Here is a 17,140-nt window from a genome sequence, read left to right as displayed (position 1 = left end):
GCTATTGCTCATGAACCGTCCTGGGCCAGTAGTAGATATCGTAGACCCCAGTCTGGCCCTCAAGTCCCTGCTCGTCGAATGCCGACAGCCGCACATGGTAGAACGCCGCCTGCAAACCACTGAAACGGATATCCGGGGTGCTGGAAAAACGTTCCTGCTTGATATTGAGAAACGCCGCGTCGGTGGCGACCTGCGCCCGATAGCGCCGGGCGCCGTCGAGGGGCTGGAGAAAAAGTTGCCAGATCGGCTTGTCGCCACGCTGGCCGTCCTGCCCGAGCAGGCGTGGAGCCGCCAGCAGGTCGACCGGCTTGAGCTCGCCTTGGTCCTGGATCTTCAGGCCCTGTCGGGCATTGACCCTGACCGCGGGCTCAGCCGCAACGGGCAGTTTGTCCCGCGCCTTGTTGCCGGGTGCCGGCGACGCTTCGGCGCGACTCACCGCGACCTGGCCGTCGAGCACTTCAACCAGCGACTGCCCCTCTTCGCTACGGGTGCGAAAGTGCGTACCGCGCACCCCGAGCACGCCGACCGAGGTGCGAATCTGGAAGCGATCATGTTCGCTGATGCGCTTGATCACATAGGACTCGACCTGACCCTGTTCGAGCTGTATCTGCGGGATCGACTGCGTCTCGTCCAGCTGCAAACGCACCTGCGAGTTGGACGGCAGGACGATCCGCGAACCGTCGCCCAGTACCAGGCTGACAAAGGCATCGCCTGAGGTTCTCACCCCTTCGTGTTCATCCAGGCTCATCCCTTCTTCCAGCGCCAGCGGCTTGCCCTTGGCATCCAGCTTCCAGGCCTCGCCCGCCAGGTGCAGCACCACCGCCGGAAAAGGCTGCGGACGGCATTGTTGTTCGCGATCAAGGTAAGGCGCGCGCAGGGCCGGTGTGGCCGCCAGGGCAGCGTGGCCGAACAGGCAGAAGACAATGCCGAGCAGCAGGCTCGGACGGGACGGGAAAGCAGGAAAATACGGGTGCGAAAGAAAGCGTTCGCTCATGGGCTTGGCCGCTCAGGCTCTGGAGGGAGCAGGATCGAAGTAAAGGAACGACGGCACACAACCATCCGGGCCCATCATGCCACAGCGCCCCCAATTGGCCGGGCCACACTGTGTTGCTTTGTATGAATGCACACCGGGGCCTGACGGAAAAATGGCCAAGGGAAGGCATCCTGGCTTCCCTTGGCGGCGGTCCGTGTGGATCCGAACCGCCACCCGTCCGTGGGTCGGACTTGCTCCAAAGTGCCCCTTTTAGTGCTGGAGCTACTCTATGGGTAAAACGGCGGTGCTCGGCGAATCTGTCAGATTTGTTCAGAATTGCCCTTGCCGGTCAGAACACCCAACGCGGCTGCTCCCGTGGGGTGATGACCTCACCGGTGGTCCATAGCGTCGGTGCGGAGAATGGCGCTATCCAGCTGCCCTCGGGCACCACGGGTAAGCGGTCGGCAACCAGCGAGGGACGGGCAGCCCCGTAATGGAACAGCCCGACGACAAAACCGAAACCAAGACACAGGCTCAACCCGGACAACAACCCGAGCACCGCCCAGGATTGCAAAGCGCTGAAACGAAAGGGACTGCCCATGGATCCTTCTCCTTGACCGTGCAAATCGTTACCCTGCGCCTGCCCCCACAAAGGCCGCGGTACGCCGGGTAAAAGCCATTTGACATCAGCCTAGCCAGCCGTCACCGGTCCTTGAGGAAATCGCCAGAATTGTTCAGATTTGACAGCCGACTTACAGACCTTCGCGTAGGAAATAGCCTGTAGAGTCCTCTTTTGAGAGACACATCCGCCGTTAAGCGAGGAGAAAGCTCCAGACATGCGTGTCGCCATACTCGACGACGAACCCGCCGAACTGCGCCGGGTCGAACAGACCCTGGGCCAGATGGCCGGTGTCGGGGAAGCCCCCTGGACCCTGCACGGTTTCGAGCGCGGCGAGGACCTGTTGCGTCAGTTGCGCCGGGAAACCTTCGACCTGCTGATTCTCGACTGGCAGGTGCCGGACCTCAGCGGCCTGGCGCTGTTGCGCTGGACCCGTGAGCACATGGAAGTACCGCCGCCGGTGATCATGCTCACCAGCCGCGATGCCGAGAGCGATATCGTCCTGGCCTTGGGCAGTGGCGCCGACGATTACGTGAGCAAACCGTTCCGCGCCAATGAGCTCAAGGCGCGGGTCAATGCGGTACTGCGCCGGCATGCCGGACAGCGCGGCAATACCAGCGAAATCGCCATCTTCAATGATTTGAGTTTCGACGATGCCGAACTGACCGTGACCCGCTCAGGCCGCCCGGTCAACCTGACCGAGCGTGAGTATCGCCTGGCGCGCTGCCTGTTCAGCAACCTCGGGCGGCCGCTGTCGCGCGAGTACCTCTATGAGCGCTTCTGGCCCCATGAGGAAATACTCTCCTCGCGGCCCCTCGATACCCATATCTATCGCCTGCGCAACAAGCTGGGCCTGACCGCCGAACACGGCTGGCAATTGCTGACGATCTATGGCTATGGGTATCGACTGGAAAGCGTCACCTCTGGCTGAACGCCGCTTAAGGCTGCTCGCCGCCGCTCGCACCACCGAACTTGGTCAGCAGCAAGGTGATGAAATCTTCCACCGGCATTTTCTGCCCGTTGAAGTCCACCTGGCCATTGGCGTAGTGCAGCGTCGAGATGATATCGCTGCCTTGCACCGTCGCCATCTCCGTGGACAAGGCCATGGTGCCGGCCATTTCACTGGCCATCGAGGCTTGCTGGGCAATCGCCTTGGCGTCGTTCTGACCCTGGATCTGCGCTTGCAGGCCCGCCAGGTCGGCGATCATCGGCTTGGACAACGACACCTTGGCATCCAGTTGCGAAACCAGTTGCTTGCCCAGTTCCACCGGTGGCAGGTCGGTGGAAGACGGGTTGGTCAGATCCACCACCAGGCTGGCGCGGCTCTCGCCGTTGGCGGTCTTGATCGAGAAGTTTTCCAGGGCGATCTGCGGCTTGCCGGTCAACACTTGCTTGATGTCCGCTTCGGCCTGGGTCTGCTGGGCCGGGGTCAGTTCCGGAACCGCCGCCTCTGGGTCTTCAGCCCCGGCCGCCTGGGCCTTTTGCAAGGCTTCCAACTGGACCTGATACAGCTTGATCAGCGATTGCATCGCCGGGAAATCCAGGTTCTTCGCCGTCCAGCTCATCTGGGCACTGCCCACCGGCTTGTCGTTGTAGTCGATCGAGGCGATGTTATAGGCCAGGCGTCCGGCGAGCACATTGCCCTGCGCTTGCGTCGAGTCTTTCTGCTCGAAGCCCTTGATGGTGACCACCGCCGGCTTGACCCCAAAGCCCAGCTTGGTCTCGCTCAACTCGAGGGTGTTCTGCCCCAGGTAGAAACCCAGGTCGCTCTTGGTCAGGTCGCTGGCCAGGGTCAGGCCGCTCAATTCGACCTGCACCGGCCCCTGCTCAGGGGTGACCGTGGAGACCTTGAGGTTATCCATATAGCCGTTGAGCTTGATCTTGGCCGCCTGGTCGCTGGCGGTCACCGCAAGGTTCAGCCCGGAGAATTTCAGGCTGCTGGTGGCGTTCGGCGCGAAGTCCAGCGGCACCAGTTCGACATTGCCGTCCACCGAACGGTTGTAGCCCAGGGCAACCTGGCCCTTGAGCGGCGCGGCGCCCTTGGCGGCATCGAACCACTTGGCGGTGGCGTCGTTCTTTTCCAGCTCGTAGTTGCTGTTGACCATCACCGGCGCCAGATTGAACGCCTTGAGACGCGACCACGGCAACGGCCCGTGCTCGATATGGTCGACGAACAGCAGCTCAAGGTCTTTCTTCTCCGCGCCGGCCTGCAGGTTCTGGAACTTGACGCGGTAGTGCGCGGTGCTGGTGAACAGATGGCGATCCAGCGATACCAGCTCGATCTGCGCGCTGCCGCCGGCACTGGCCAGGGCGGTCTTCAGCTGTTGGTTGGCGTCCTGGATCGAAGTGTTCAGCACCCCTTCCAGTTGATTACCGGTGTACCACGCGCCGACGGTGCTCACCGCACCGACCACCACGACAAAACCTAAAAGCAAGCCCGCTGATTTATTCATGAATTGACCCGATCGATGTCCGTTAAATGGAGAAATGCTGGTCTTCCTGACCCCTGACCGGAGCCGGCTCGACAATGCCCGAAGGGACGCAGGGTAGCATTTGCCGGAGCAGGCCCCAAGGCTTTGCCCGCAAGGCCATTGGCCACCACCTCATCCTACGAACAAAAGCGAAATGACTGACAGCGCAGTACGGGAATCGTGCGTTCGGCAGCGCCTATTGGCGTCCCGCGCACGTTTGCGGCGGATCAACAACCGCCGGGCAGGAACAGCAATGACTCAGGAATACTGGACTTCCATCTCATCCAGTTGATGGTCGAAGGTCTTCAAACGCGCGGTCCAGGTGTACACCAGCACCTCGAAGTCGCGGTTGATCACCACGCCGTCCGCCGAGTCATTGCGCGGGTCGCAGACGTCCAGTTGATGCCGCTCGCGGGCCATGGCCGTGGCCACATCGGACAATTCGCGGGCATTGGTCAACCAGTGGCGTTCGTCATGGGCCACTTCGCGGTCGAGTTTCAGGCATTGGATCTTGAGCATCTCAAGGCTTTTTTCCAGCGGCGTACCGGTGAGTTCGCCCATGACTTCCTGGAAGGTCCGACCGGGTTGCCAGTAGCTGCCCCAGAAATAGCGGTCGAAGACCGTTTCGACCCGGCGCAGGGCGACTTTGGTATCCCAGACCAGCACCAGGGTCTTGCTCTGGGAAAGCTGGCGTTTCTTCACCTGCTGCCCCTGGTAGCTGGCCCAGGCCACCACGGCGATGGACATCACCGCGATCAAGGCCGTGGCACTGTCGAGAAAGACCAGGGCCTTGTCGATCTGGTGCGCCAGCATCACGCCATAGAAGTAGGTCGCCGAAAGCAGGACAAGCGCCACCACCGCACACCAGAAACCAGGAGCATAAGGGTTTTTCATTATTAGAATCCCCATCGGGCCACGCTGACCACGATGGTTAGGATTCACCCAGTGCTCCCCACCAGCGGCGACCAGCCGATAGTTCAAAGCATAGCAACGGACTCAGGGTTTCGCGTGTTCGGCAGGTGGCGTTCGTCCGCTTTCCCAACCGCCGCCCAGGGCCAGGAACAAATCGATCTGGCTCATCGCGACCTGGGTATTGGCCGAGGCCAGTTGGGCGCGCACATCGGTGTAGGTGCGGGTCGCCTGCAGGTCGGCGAGGAACGAGGCGCGACCGGCGGTGAAGAAGCGGTGCGTCTGGTCCGCCGCCAGCCTGGCCGACTGCTCGGCATCGGCCAGGGCATCGCGGCGGTCGAGTTGCGCGGTGTACTGGGCCAGGCTGGTCTGGGTTTCGCGGATGGCGTTGAGCACCACGCCGTCGAAGTGCGCCAGGGCACCCTGGGTACCGGCCTCGGCTTCGCGGATGCGGGCACGGGCGCCGTTGGTCGGCACGGTCCAACTGATGGCCGGGCCGAAGCCCCAACGGTTGGTCGACGGATCGCCCAGATCCTTGAGGATACCGACCGTCCCCACCGTGGCACCGATGCTGATGTTCGGGTACAGCTCGCCCGTGGCCACGCCGATGCTGGCCGTCGCAGCCGCGAGCCGGCGTTCGGCCTGGCGGATATCGGGACGGCGCTTGAGCAACTCGGCACCGTCGCCCACCGGCAACAATTGAGTGATATGCGGCAGCGCGGCGCAATCAGCGACGCCCGCCGGCAGTTGGTCCAGGGGTTTGGCCAACAGCATCGACAGGCGATACAAACCGGCCTGGCGCGCGGCCTGATAGCGCGGCAGTTCGGCGCGCAGGGATTTGAATTGGGTCTGGGAACGGGTGACCTGGGTTTCGTCGCCACGCCCGGCATCGCGCAGACGCTTGGTCAGCTCGGTGCTCTGGGATTGCAGCGCGAGGGACTCCTCGGCAATCCCGCGCTCTTCGTTGGCCGCGCAGATCTGGGTGTAGGAGCGCACCACATCCGCCACCAGAGTGATACGGGCCACATCGCCCGCCGCCTGGGTAGCGTCGGCATTGGCTTTGGCCGCCTCGATGCCGCGCTGCAAGGTGCCCCACAGGTCGAACTGATAGGACGCGGAAAGCGCGATTTCACCGATATTGGCCACCGGGACCTTTTCCGGCAGCAGGAAGGCCTGGCCGGATTCCTGCAAGCGCTGGGCCCCGGCTTTCACCCCGGCACTGAAACCGCCGGCCGCCTCGGCCTCTTCCACCTGGGCCCGGGCCCGTGACAGGCTAGCCGCCGCCACGCGCAGATCGGTGTTGGACGCCAGGGCCTGGCGTACCAGCTCATCCAGGCGCGGGTCCTGGTACAGCCGCCACCAATCGGTCGGCACCGGCGCCGACACCACATTGTCGCCCTCACCGGCGAGCGTCCCTTGCAGGTCCTTGCGTTGCATCGCCGAGTCGGCCGGCAGGTGATAATCCGGGCCGACCATCGAGCACGCCGACAGCATCAGACCAAGGCCCAGGGTCGCGACTTGCGCCAGCGGTTTCATTGCGCGGCCTCTTTCTTCGGCGCGGCCTTGGCGTCATCGATGATCGACACCGTGGCCGTGCGTCCGGCGATCATGCGGAAGTCCGCCGGCACGTCGTCGAAGGCGATGCGCACCGGAATCCGCTGGGCCAGGCGCACCCAACTGAACGCCGGGTTGACGTTGGGCAGCAGGTTCGTACCGCTGGTGCGGTCACGGTCCTCGATCCCGGCGACGATGCTTTCGACATGCCCGCGCAACCGCGCGTTGTCACCGATCACCCGAATGTCCACGGCCTGGCCGACATGAATGCCGTCGAGCTTGGTTTCCTCGAAATAACCGTCGATATGGAAGGAGCTGCTGTCCACCACCGCCAGCACCGGCCGGCCGGCCGTGACGAACTCCCGCTCACGGGGCGCGCGGTCGTTGATGTAGCCGTCCACCGGACTGCGAATCACCGAACGATCGAGGTTCAACTGCGCGGCGTCCACCGCCACCTGGGCTTCGGCCAGGGCCAGTTCGGCACGGGCGACCCGCGACTGGCTTTCTTCCAGTTGCTCGCCGGCCACCAGGTTACCCAGACCCCGGTTGCGCTTGTTCTCGCGCTGGGCCTGGGCCAGGGTTTCCTGGCGGTCGGCGACGGCGGCCTTGGCCTGGCGCAGCGCCAGCTTGAAGCGATCCTGGTCGATGCTGAACAGCACCTGGCCGCGGCTCACCGGCTGGTTGTCGCGCACCTGCACCTGCTGGATCAGGCCGGACACGTCCGGGGCGATCTGCACGATATCGGCGCGGATATGCCCGTCCCGGGTCCAGGGCGCGAACATGTAGTACATCACCATGCGCCAGACCACCAGGCAGGCGAAGATCACCACCAGCAAAGTCAGGACTACACGGCCAATGGTCAAAAGAGGTTTTTTCATGTCATCAGGTATCGACTGAACGAATCCACAACGCCCAGCAACAAAGCGTAGAGACCGACGTTGAACAAGGCCCGGTGCCAGACCAGGCGGTAGAAGTGGACGCGCGTCAACAGCCCGTGCACCACCAGGTACAGCGCATACGTAATGCCCATCAGCACCAGCAGCGTGGGCAGGAACACCCCGCTGATATCCAGCTCACCGATCATAACGGCACTCCATTGATCCCATACGGAACGCTCTCCGGCTGATCGCCGCTATCGACAAACTCGACGCCGGGCAACAACGCCAGGCGCAGGCCACTCAAGGCGTGCAACAGGTGCAGGCGGGTTTCGCCATCGTCCAGGCCCTGGGAACTCAAGGCCCGGCGCGTGCGGTCCATCGTCATCAGCAAAGGCGCCGGGGCCGGCAAGCGCTCGCGGGCCTTGAGACAGGCACGGAAGTACTCGCCGACCTCTTCCACCACCTGTTTGAGCAACACATTCGCCACCCCCAACACACGCGGGGTGTAGGCCAGCAGGTCGAGCAGGTTGAGCGCGACCCGCAATTCGCGCAGCGCCGCGCCGGTGTCCTGGCCGGTCATGGCCAGGCGCGGCAGGTGCTGCATCAGCCGGTCGAGCATCTGCGCGCCCAGGTGCCGGTGTTCGGCCAGGGTCGCCGGCTCGGTCAGCCCGACGATGTCGTGCCAGCTGAAACGGGTCAGGCGCTTGGCCGCCAGCTCGGCGCCGAAAGGCCGCGCCACCAGGGTCCAGACAAAAGCGAACAGCAGGCCCACGGGACCGGCCAGGTTAGCGTTGGAAAAGTTCAGGAAGTCCGCGTCATAGGCCCCTGAAATGCTGATAAAGGACGAGGTGTTGACGATGGTCAGCAAGGTCCCGAGGTAGAAACGCGGCTGCACGGTGAGGGTGCCGACGCAGATAAAGGGCACGGCGAAGGCCAGCACCAGCATCGGGAAATCGTGCAGGTTGGGTAGCACCACGAACAGGTAGAGGCTGGCGAAAATCACCGACATCGCGGTCCAGAAAAAGAACCGGTAGATCTGTGGCGCCGGGTCGTCCATCGCCGCGAAAAAGCTGCAGGCCACCGCCGCGAGGATCACCGCGCTGGCCCCGTCGGTCCAGCCGAGCAGGATCCACAGCACCGAAGCGACGATGATCGCCAGCACCGTCGAGCCCGCCGAATAGAGCATCAGGCCACGGTCGAGAAACGGCGTCAGGCGGCCCAGGCGCCAGTGGCGATAGACCGCGCGCCAGCTGTCCTGGCTTTCGCACTGGATGGCATATTGCAGGCTGCGCAGGTCCTGCCACAGGTCAATCCATTCGCCGAGGCGGTAGAGGGCGTTGGAGAACAGCAACTGGCGTCGGTCATCCAGCTCGAGCGGGCTCGGTTGCAGGCTCTCGATCTCGGCCCGCAGGCTTTGCCAGCGTTCAACCGGCGCTCCTTTTGTGGTGCTTTCCAGCCATTCGCGGGTGGCCACGAGCAAGGGTTCGAAACGCGCCACCAGCTCCGGCGTGCGCCGCTCCATCGCATACAGAGCATCGTCCAGGGCATCGACCACCGGCAACAGGTGAATCATCCGCCCGCGCAACTCCTTGGTGTTGCGCACGGTCTGCGGCCGGGCACCTTCGTGGGGCAACTGGCCGATCATCAATTCAAGGCTGTTGAAGGTCGCCACCATCGCCGAGCGCAGCGCGCTGACTTCATCGGCCTGCACGTTGCGCGAAAGGAAACGCAGGCTGTAGGTCGAGGCATCGCCGAACCATTTGCCCGCCGCGTCGATAAACACCGGGGCCAGGCGCCGGGGCCAGAACATGCTGCCGACCACCGCCGCCACGGCGATGCCGAGAAAGATCTCCTCGGTCCGCGACACCGCCACATCGAACACCCCCAGCGGGTTGTCAACCACCGGCAGGGCGATCATCGGCATGGTGTAGCCGGCGAGCATCAGTGCGTAGCTATTGGCGGTACGCAGGTGTAGCGAGAGAAACAGCAGGATGCCGGTCCAGAGCGCGATCGCCACCACCAGCAGATAGGGTGTCTGCACGAACAGCGGGACGAACAGCACCGCCGCCGAGGCGCCAAGAAAAGTACCGACCGCGCGGTACAGGGCCTTGGAGCTGGTGGGACCGACAAAGGGGCTGGAAACGATGTAGACGGTGGCCATGGCCCAGTACGGACGCGGCATTTCCATCAGCAAGGCGATATACAGCGCGATCATCGAGGCGGCGAAGGTACGTACACCGTAGAACCAGTCGCGGGCGGGGGGCATGCCGGTCCAGAAACCGTTCACGGATTCGCCACTCCCAGGTTCCGCCCGGCCGCTTCGAAGGCGCGGATGACTCGCAGCGCCGCTTCCAGATCAGCGGGAGCGATGCCGTCGAGCACTTCACTACGCAGGCGGATCAACTGGATTTCGATGTCCTGCATCAAGTGCTCGCCGGCCTCGGTCAGGCTCAGGCATTTGGCCCGGCGGTCACTCGGGTCTTCGCTGCGCAGCACATAGCCGGCATTGCACAACTGGTCGAGCAGGCGCACCAGCGACGGGCTTTCCATGCCCGCTTCCTGGGCCACGGTGACCTGGCGCACGCCAGGCCCCATACGGCCGATCAACAGCAACGGCATGGCGCAGGCTTCGGAGATCCCATAGTTGACCAGCGTGGTCTGGCACACCCGGCGCCAATGGCGCGAGGCGACGACGAGGCCGGCACTGATGTGCTTGTGCAGCTGTTCGAGGTGCTTGGACACGGGGAGATTCGCATTGTTAGTTTGCTAACTATCAATATCTCGCATCAGTTGGGGGCTCGTCAAGTTTTGAAACAATTACTTCATTCGACCGGGTAACGGCTGGGGACAGGGTAGCCCGGCTGAACTCAAGCCTAGTTCACGGGTGATGAGGTGCTTGGGGAATCGTCGGGCTTGAATCGTAGCGTGATGTAAAAATTCTGCTGTTTTGGCTTGGGAAACTTCAGCGTTCTTGCACCGTTGCTCCGTGCCCGTGGACGGCGCTGCCCGCCACAATGGGGACGAGCAGCGATTGGACGAAAGCCACGCGTCACGCTTGCAATGGGGTTTCCAGGGGGAGACGGAACTGGATCCGGTCGAGAATATCCAGGCCATCCTGCAGCAGCAGGTAAGCCCCGTTGGTCAGCCGGTACAGATCGGCGTCATCGATGTTCCTGATAGTGACCGAGGTGAGGGTTTCCAGTTGCGCGGTACCCGCACGGATGCGGGCGCAGGCGGTTTCGTGGAGCAGGCGTAGCGGGGCTTGGGTGTCGATCAGCAGGACTGGGGTGCCGGCGGGGTTAGTGGTCAACGGGTGATATGTCGTCATGACTATGGCTCCAAAGTTATAGACCTAAAGCCATGGTTGATCGGATCGCCAAATCCGCTGTCAGCAGGTGCCGACGGGTCAAACTATAGAGTTGAAAAATCAAGGGACACAACAGAGGCAAAATGCCCAAGGCCGAATAAAGCGTTACCAAGCATGACGCCGATCCAGAAGACAACGAGTGACTGTGGGAGCGGAGCTTGCCCGCGAAGCTTTTAGCGGTTTCAGGGACCTCTTCGCGAGCAAGCTCTGCTCCCACAGTTTCTTGTCAGACTTGGGATCGTTCTTAACTGAACGACACTAGGACAATCTCGCTGGCCACACGACCACAGAAAAAACTGACTAACGCGATTAAAGCCCAGATTTTTTTACTCTTCCCCAGATTTTTTTACATTTAGGGCATTTTCCACATTTTTTTTTACACCCCTCTCCCCTTCCTCAACAACACATCCAACTGATCCACCACTTCCGCCCAGTCGGCATCGTCCAGGATCTCGGTACGCAGAAAATCCGCCTGGCTCTTGCTCCAGAAAAACGCGTCCGCCAGGTGCAGCTCCGGCTTGAGTGGCGAATGGGTGGCGATGAATCGGTCGATGCCGGCCGGGTCATCGGGCAGGCCCAATTGCTTGAACAGGGATGGCAGACTGTGGTCAGGCGATTCCATGGAGGTCTCCGGTACAAGGAAAAGGGCGATGCTGGTCAGACAGCTTCGCGAGCAAGCGCGTTCCCGCTGTGAAGCACCGCGTGAGTCGAAAACAGACAGCGCCCGGGTCTTAGTGACAGACCTCGCACACCTCGGCATGGGGCACCAGCTTCAGGTACTGGTCCATCTGCATATGCACCAGATTGTGGTGATTGCCGGCCTCCAGGTAGATGTCGTGCTGGCGGGTCAGTTGCGGATCGACCACCATTTTCAAACCATAGGATTCGCCCAGCGCCGGCACCGCCCCGCGTTCGCAATCCTGGAACAGATAGGCCAGGGTGCTTTCCCGGGTGATCTGCCAGGTACTGGCGCCACGGACCTTGCTCAGGTCCAGGTGCTGGCTGGCGGGCAGGACCGCCATCAGGTAGTGGCCGTGCTGGTCGTCGAGCACCACCGATTTGGCCATGCGTTCGGCCGGGATCCCCGCCAGGCGGGCAGTTTCCAGGCTGCTGGACGAATGCGGATGAGCGACGAGGTCGAATTCGCAGTGCGCCTGTTCCAGGCTGCGCTGCACGGTTTTTGCCATGCGCATGATGCACCTCCGGGCCCTGTCGAATGCCCCAGGGCGATGGGTTTGCTGCATTCCTTGAGTAAGAGTCTAGGCAGTTCGCCGTGGAGCGTCGGCTTAACGTCAGTAACCGTTCTCGCTATCACAGGTCCTCGATAGTCGAGTCGGGTCTAAAGCTTCGAGTCCACAAATTCGGCCATACGCGGAATCTTGAGCCGACAAGGAACCTGTAGGAGCAGGGCTTACCCGCGAAAGGGGCCTTGAGATCGCTAAAAGCTTCGCGGGCAAGCCCTGCTCCTACAGGTTCCGTGGGGCTCTAAGCCTGCGTTTATCCGGCGGGGCGCCCTCACTCGACTAAGCTTCTAGATGGGGGTAACGAACTCGCGGAGAATACAAGTGAGCGGTCGTTGCTGGTGGCGTTGGTTGTTGATCGGGTGGCTGATCGTCTGGCCCGTCGGGCACCAGCTTGCCGAAGGCGCCGACTCCGTCGTGACCCTGATCGTGTTGCCCCTCGACGACTCCGGTTCCGGGCTGATCCTGCTGGGTATCGCCCTGATCGTCGCCGAGACGCTCCTGCCCAGCTTCGGCGTGATCGGCTTCGGTGGCCTGGTCGCCGTCGTGGCGGGCACATTGGTCCTGTTCGACCCACAGCTGTTCGACGACAACACCGCACGGCCGTTGAAACTCACCCTGATGCTGATCGGGCTGCTCCTGCTGGTCGGCTTGATCGTCGCGGCCCTCAAGGCCCGCCAGCGCCAGGTGGTCAGTGGCGATGCCGGACTGGAAGGCAGCCTGACCCCGGTGACCGCCCTGAAAGCCGGCGATGCCTATGCCGGTTGGGTGCAACTGCAAGGCGAAAACTGGCAGGTCCTCAGCCCCACGCCGCTGCATCCCGGCCAACAGGTCCGGGTCATCGCACGCAAGGGCCTGCTCCTGGAAGTGAAAGCCGTTGACGACCCGCCAAGGCGAGGAGATTGATCATGGTCCTGCAATTGGGCTCCGGCGCGCTGCTCGCGCTTCTGCTGCTGATGCTGCTGGCATCGACCTTTCGCATCCTGCGTGAATACGAACGCGGCGTGGTGTTCCAGCTCGGACGCTTCTGGCAGGTCAAGGGACCGGGGCTGATCATCTTGATTCCGCTGGTGCAGCAGATGGTCCGGGTGGACCTGCGCACCGTGGTCCACGATGTCCCACCGCAAGACGTGATCACCCGCGACAACGTCTCGGTAAAGGTCAATGCGGTGCTGTATTTCCGCGTGCTCGACCCGCAGAAGGCAATTATCCAGGTGGAGAATTTTCTCGCCGCCACCAGCCAGCTGGCGCAGACCACATTGCGCGCGGTGCTCGGTAAGCACGAACTGGATGAGCTGCTGGCCGAGCGGGAAAAGCTCAATTCCGATGTCCAGCAGGTGCTCGATGCCCAGACCGATGCCTGGGGGATCAAGGTGGCCAATGTCGAGATCAAGCATGTGGACCTCAACGAGTCGATGATCCGCGCCATCGCCAAGCAGGCCGAGGCCGAGCGGGAACGGCGGGCCAAGGTGATTCACGCCGAAGGGGAATTGCAGGCCTCCGAAAAATTGATGCAGGCCGCCGAAATGCTCGGGCGCCAGCCGGGGGCCATGCAGTTGCGGTATATGCAGACGTTGTCGTCGATTGCCGGGGACAAGAGTTCGACCATCGTGTTTCCGCTGCCGATCGAGTTGTTGAAGGGGATGGCGGATCTGTCACAGAAAGATAAGACCTGACGCGCGTTAGCGTTGACGTCCATTGCGCGCGATCAAGAGACGGCCGGATGTTCCTGGAGGATTGCGTTCGGCCCGCAAGGTTTCCAATGCCTGATAAGGCCCCTCGGCCCAGAACGCCACCCGCTCCTTGAGCCGCTCCGATGCCTCCCGGTGCTTGTCCTGGCTATCCGGCACAAACACCTGGTCTGGCTGCTTGGCGTGTTGTCGGGCCACGGAAAACACCTGGTCGCGTTGCTCCGCGTCGAGTCCGAAGAACTCCCCCAGATGCCCTTCCAGCGCCCCCGGCAACTCGCTGTAGTTGACCGGCAAACCGCCAAAAGCCACGCAGTGCTCCCAACCCTTCTGAAGGATCCGCCCGAGGCGCGCCGCGATATAGTCCTCCCGCGAGTCATCCTGCCCCGGGGTGTCCAATACGCTATGACCAATCATCCCCGGCACCATATGCAGTCCGGCCCGGCGCACATGGGACACGGCTATTTCCAGCGGATCGCGGTACAGGAACAGCCAGGGCGTCTCGGGAAAACACTCGCGCAGCAACGGCAACTCGCCGATATTCCAGGCGTCCAGCTTGATCACCAGGGCCTGCTCGCCGCCACTGCGTCGCTGACCATAGGCCGCCAACAAACCCTGCAGGGCCGCACGCCGCCCCTGCGGATCGAGGTCATCACGCAACAGGCGGTCGAGGGGCGGCGGCTCGCTGATCACGATATGGCTGTCCAACTGCGCGAGCATCTGACCGATCAGCGTCGAACCACAGCGCGAGGCGTGATAGATAAAGGCGCTCGGCGCCACCGCCGGCAATTGCCACTCGCTGAGCACCGCCAGCGGTGTCTCACGCCGAAAGACCTGGTTGAACGGCAGCTGCAGGGCCGCGTCCACCGAATCGCCAAAGAACGGCAGATCCAGACGACGCTCGCCGAACCAGCACCAATCGACACGCCAATAGGCGTCTTCGCGCCAGACGCGAATCGGCAACCAGTCCTTCAGACCGTCCATGGTGGATTCCAACGCCGGCCCCGGGTCATGGCCGCGCGCAGGTCCTCATGGGCGAAGTGCAAGCCATGGGCGGCGGCCCGCTCCAGGGTCCGGGCGATAAAAGCCTCGCTGTCGGTTTGCGCTTGCAGCTCACGGCACAGCTGCGGGTCACGCTCCAGCCATTGGCGAAATTGTTCGAGCGCCATGGCCGCCCGCCCCAGGCCGGGCGCCGGAGTACTCGGCAGGCCCGCGGCGATCTGCTGTTCCAGCCAGGCACTTGGGCGACAGTCGAGCACCAGATGAACCCGCTCGCTATCACCCCAGTTGTCGACGCTGTGGGGCCGCGCCAGATCGAGAAACCAGCACTCGCCGGCCCTCATGGGAATGCACTGCCCGTCGAGCATGAACTCCACGTCGGGCGGGCTGAGCAGGGGAATATGCAGGCGCCGGTCGGCGTCCGGAGGACTGAGGTCGTAATCACGGTGTTCATGAATTCGCCCACCCGGCCCCAGCCGCAACAGGCGCGCCGAGCGGATTTCCAACGGCAGGCCCTGCAAGCCATAGGACCAGCGCGAGTCCTCCAGCCAAGGCTTGCGCGCAACCGCCTCGCCCTTGCCCGGCGCCAGTTCGCCCGGGGCATCGTTGGCGGACACCAACGCCACCCCGCTCCACTCGCCGGTGAAATAATCGCGATTGAAATGCGCTACCCAGGCGCTGTCGCCCACCTGCGCCAGGGCCTGGCGCAGCAGCGGCAGGTCCACGGCGACCGGCAGGCGGGAAAACGCCGGCCGGCTCAAGGAATCACTCCGCCCGCGCCCAGCCTGTCGAGCAAGTGTTCGACACAGGCCTCGCGCCGGCTGGCGCTGATGGACCCCGTGGACAGGTCGGTCATTTCGCTTGAGCAGGCCTCACAGGGTCATCGATCTTACCCGCGGCCCAGTCGGATTCACGGGTGGCCAAGGCCCCGGCAATCGCCTGGATCTTGGTCGAAGAGACTTCCGGCGGCAGCGGATCAAGCCCGGCACTGGCAAAGATCTGCCCATAGGCGTTGCGCAGGTCGGCATAGGCCAGGTCGCGGCGCAGGTCGGCCTGCAAGGTGTTGAGCTCGCCCTGGATCAGGTCCAGTTCACCGAGCCCCGCGGCCTTGTAGCGGTTGCGCAACTGACCGGCGATCTGCCCGTCAATATTCGACAGTTGCTGGCTGGTCTTGAACTGGCGCACGGCTTCGTTGAAGTTGGCATTGGCCACGTAGAGCTGGGCCAGCACCGCGATGGACATGGCCTGGCGGCGTGCCGTGGCGACTTCTTCACCGGCCTTGGCGACGTCGATGGCCGCCGGGGCGGAGATCACGTTGAACAGGTTCCAGGTGACCTTGACGCCGTAGTCGGCCCACTTGTCGTTGACCAGGAAGGAGTTGCTGTCGTAATGGCCGCCGGCGGAGAATTCCAGGCCCGGCAGCAGGCGCAGCATGGCCTTGCGGGTTTCGTTGGCGCTGATGCGGGTCTGGTAGTCCTGCTCGCGCAGTTCCGGACGGTTGGCCAGGGCTTCCTGCTCCAGCTTGCCCATGTCGACCTTGAGTTCCGGAATCTCGTAGTTTTCCGGGGTCGCCAGGGTCAGCTCGGTGCCCATGGGCAGGTTGATCAGGGTCGCCAGCTCGGTCTTGGCCAGGGTCAGCGCCTTGCGTTGTTCTTCCAACTGGCGCGTGGCGACGATCAAAGCGCGCTGGTAACCCAGGGCCTGGATCGGGTCGCCGATACGCTGGTCGCTCATTTTCTCGCTGTTGCCCTGGGCCTGCTCGACCCGCGCCATCAGGCTGTCGATCTGCTTGAGCAGGCGCTCGGCGGCCACGGCGCGCCAGTAGGCCGACCGCACGTCCTGGACGATGGTGTTGACCACCTTGCGCCGACGTTCCTGGACGATCAGCCGTTGGTCGCCCTGTTGCTTGGCGTTGATGTAACTCACGCCGAAGTCGAGCACGTTCCAGACCATGGTCAGGTCGCCGACACGACGGTCGCGGTCCTGGGAGGTCGAAGGGACCAGGGACTGCTCGCCGGTCTGGACGTTCTGGCTACTGGAGGCGCTGACGTTGTTGCGCCCGGCATAGCCGGCGGACAGCGCCATGCGTGGCAGCATGTCGAAGCTGGCGAGGTCGAGTTGGCGCTTGGCCAGGGCCTCTTCCATGATCTTGAGGCGGCCTTCAAGGTTGTACTTCACCGCTCGGGCCATGGCCTGGTGCAAGGTCAGCGGGCCATTCAGCGGCTCCTGATCCTTGAACATGGTCTGCATGTCGCTCTTGGCACGTTGTTCACTGACACTACGATCGATCGGCTGGCTGGTGACGGCACAACCACTAACTACCAGCGCCAGCAAGCTGACGCTGAACAACTTATGACCTCTTCTCATCCCTTGCACCGCCCCTGACTACTGCATTCTTTTTTTATAGGCGTCGACCAGCGTCGGCGCAGCTTCCCAATAGT

The 17,140-nt window shown here is 63.0% G+C and carries 18 protein-coding genes; 3 read left to right on the top strand and 15 right to left on the bottom strand.

Annotation, left to right across the window (positions count from 1 at the left end; all coding sequences use genetic code 11):
- Position 1: 1 nt before the first annotated feature.
- Both M5C01_RS27955 and M5C01_RS27950 read right to left on the bottom strand, forming a co-directional pair.
- Positions 2-994 (bottom strand): FecR domain-containing protein, encoded by a 993-nt coding sequence (locus tag M5C01_RS27955; protein ID WP_152741810.1) that lies wholly within the window; start codon positions 992-994, stop codon positions 2-4.
- Between the two features lie 328 nt (positions 995-1,322).
- Positions 1,323-1,574, bottom strand: coding sequence for a hypothetical protein (locus M5C01_RS27950; RefSeq protein ID WP_152741811.1), 252 nt, complete (start codon positions 1,572-1,574; stop codon positions 1,323-1,325).
- A 235-nt stretch (positions 1,575-1,809) separates the two neighbouring features.
- On the opposite strand from M5C01_RS27950, the gene M5C01_RS27945 reads away from it, so the two are divergent.
- Positions 1,810-2,523 (top strand): response regulator transcription factor, encoded by a 714-nt coding sequence (locus tag M5C01_RS27945; RefSeq protein WP_103496026.1) that lies wholly within the window; start codon positions 1,810-1,812, stop codon positions 2,521-2,523.
- A gap of 7 nt (positions 2,524-2,530) precedes the next feature.
- On the opposite strand, the gene M5C01_RS27940 is transcribed toward M5C01_RS27945, so the two are convergent.
- The 10 genes from M5C01_RS27940 to M5C01_RS27895 all read right to left on the bottom strand — a co-directional run bounded on the left by M5C01_RS27940 (position 2,531) and on the right by M5C01_RS27895 (position 11,964).
- Complete coding sequence (locus M5C01_RS27940; protein WP_152741812.1) at positions 2,531-4,045, bottom strand: YdgA family protein; 1,515 nt, start codon at positions 4,043-4,045, stop codon at positions 2,531-2,533.
- A 276-nt stretch (positions 4,046-4,321) separates the two neighbouring features.
- Complete coding sequence (locus M5C01_RS27935) at positions 4,322-4,957, bottom strand: NADH:ubiquinone oxidoreductase subunit N (protein ID WP_152741813.1); 636 nt, start codon at positions 4,955-4,957, stop codon at positions 4,322-4,324.
- Positions 4,958-5,059: 102 nt separating this feature from the next.
- The gene (locus M5C01_RS27930) at positions 5,060-6,508 is read right to left on the bottom strand and encodes an efflux transporter outer membrane subunit (protein WP_152741814.1); all 1,449 of its coding nucleotides are present in this window, start codon (positions 6,506-6,508) and stop codon (positions 5,060-5,062) included.
- On the bottom strand, positions 6,505-7,404 hold the full coding sequence (locus tag M5C01_RS27925; protein ID WP_103496030.1) for an HlyD family secretion protein: 900 nt from the start codon (positions 7,402-7,404) through the stop codon (positions 6,505-6,507). Before M5C01_RS27925 ends, M5C01_RS27930 begins: the two co-directional genes overlap by 4 nt.
- Positions 7,401-7,610 carry a DUF1656 domain-containing protein gene (locus M5C01_RS27920; RefSeq protein WP_103496031.1) on the bottom strand — a complete coding sequence of 70 codons (210 nt, stop codon included), beginning with the start codon at positions 7,608-7,610 and terminating at the stop codon, positions 7,401-7,403. The genes M5C01_RS27925 and M5C01_RS27920 overlap by 4 nt, the downstream gene beginning before the upstream one ends.
- Positions 7,607-9,691, bottom strand: a complete 2,085-nt coding sequence (locus M5C01_RS27915; RefSeq protein ID WP_178129995.1) for an FUSC family protein — start codon at positions 9,689-9,691, stop codon at positions 7,607-7,609. Before M5C01_RS27915 ends, M5C01_RS27920 begins: the two co-directional genes overlap by 4 nt.
- Complete coding sequence (locus M5C01_RS27910; RefSeq protein WP_177104183.1) at positions 9,688-10,146, bottom strand: MarR family transcriptional regulator; 459 nt, start codon at positions 10,144-10,146, stop codon at positions 9,688-9,690. Before M5C01_RS27910 ends, M5C01_RS27915 begins: the two co-directional genes overlap by 4 nt.
- A 307-nt stretch (positions 10,147-10,453) precedes the next feature.
- Complete coding sequence (locus M5C01_RS27905; RefSeq protein WP_152741815.1) at positions 10,454-10,732, bottom strand: hypothetical protein; 279 nt, start codon at positions 10,730-10,732, stop codon at positions 10,454-10,456.
- Between the two features lie 415 nt (positions 10,733-11,147).
- The gene (locus M5C01_RS27900; RefSeq protein WP_152741816.1) at positions 11,148-11,393 is read right to left on the bottom strand and encodes a DUF2789 domain-containing protein; all 246 of its coding nucleotides are present in this window, start codon (positions 11,391-11,393) and stop codon (positions 11,148-11,150) included.
- A 109-nt stretch (positions 11,394-11,502) separates the two neighbouring features.
- Positions 11,503-11,964 carry a YbaK/EbsC family protein gene (locus M5C01_RS27895; protein ID WP_152741817.1) on the bottom strand — a complete coding sequence of 154 codons (462 nt, stop codon included), beginning with the start codon at positions 11,962-11,964 and terminating at the stop codon, positions 11,503-11,505.
- Positions 11,965-12,336: 372 nt separating this feature from the next.
- Here M5C01_RS27895 and M5C01_RS27890 point away from each other — a divergent pair, with 372 nt between their 5' ends.
- Together M5C01_RS27890 and M5C01_RS27885 are read left to right on the top strand one after the other, a co-directional pair.
- On the top strand, positions 12,337-12,918 hold the full coding sequence (locus M5C01_RS27890) for an NfeD family protein (protein WP_247263348.1): 582 nt from the start codon (positions 12,337-12,339) through the stop codon (positions 12,916-12,918).
- A gap of 2 nt (positions 12,919-12,920) precedes the next feature.
- On the top strand, positions 12,921-13,688 hold the full coding sequence (locus M5C01_RS27885) for a slipin family protein (protein ID WP_103496037.1): 768 nt from the start codon (positions 12,921-12,923) through the stop codon (positions 13,686-13,688).
- Between the two features lie 6 nt (positions 13,689-13,694).
- Here M5C01_RS27885 and M5C01_RS27880 read toward each other — a convergent pair whose 3' ends face one another.
- The 3 genes from M5C01_RS27880 to M5C01_RS27870 form a co-directional block, all read right to left on the bottom strand.
- A complete protein-coding gene (locus M5C01_RS27880; protein WP_248764420.1) occupies positions 13,695-14,684 on the bottom strand; it encodes a sulfotransferase family protein in 990 nt (329 codons plus the stop codon).
- Entirely contained in the window at positions 14,672-15,460 is a 789-nt protein-coding gene (locus tag M5C01_RS27875; RefSeq protein ID WP_152741819.1) for an aspartyl/asparaginyl beta-hydroxylase domain-containing protein, read from the bottom strand. Before M5C01_RS27875 ends, M5C01_RS27880 begins: the two co-directional genes overlap by 13 nt.
- A gap of 91 nt (positions 15,461-15,551) precedes the next feature.
- A complete protein-coding gene (locus M5C01_RS27870; protein ID WP_152741820.1) occupies positions 15,552-17,048 on the bottom strand; it encodes a TolC family protein in 1,497 nt (498 codons plus the stop codon).
- Between the last annotated feature and the right edge of the window lie 92 nt (positions 17,049-17,140).

The organism is Pseudomonas sp. MWU12-2319 (assembly GCF_023242525.1).
Taxonomy (GTDB): Bacteria; Pseudomonadota; Gammaproteobacteria; order Pseudomonadales; family Pseudomonadaceae; genus Aquipseudomonas; species Aquipseudomonas gingeri_D.
Note: the sequence above shows the minus strand (reverse complement) of the source record. Positions and strands in the feature narration are given on the sequence as shown.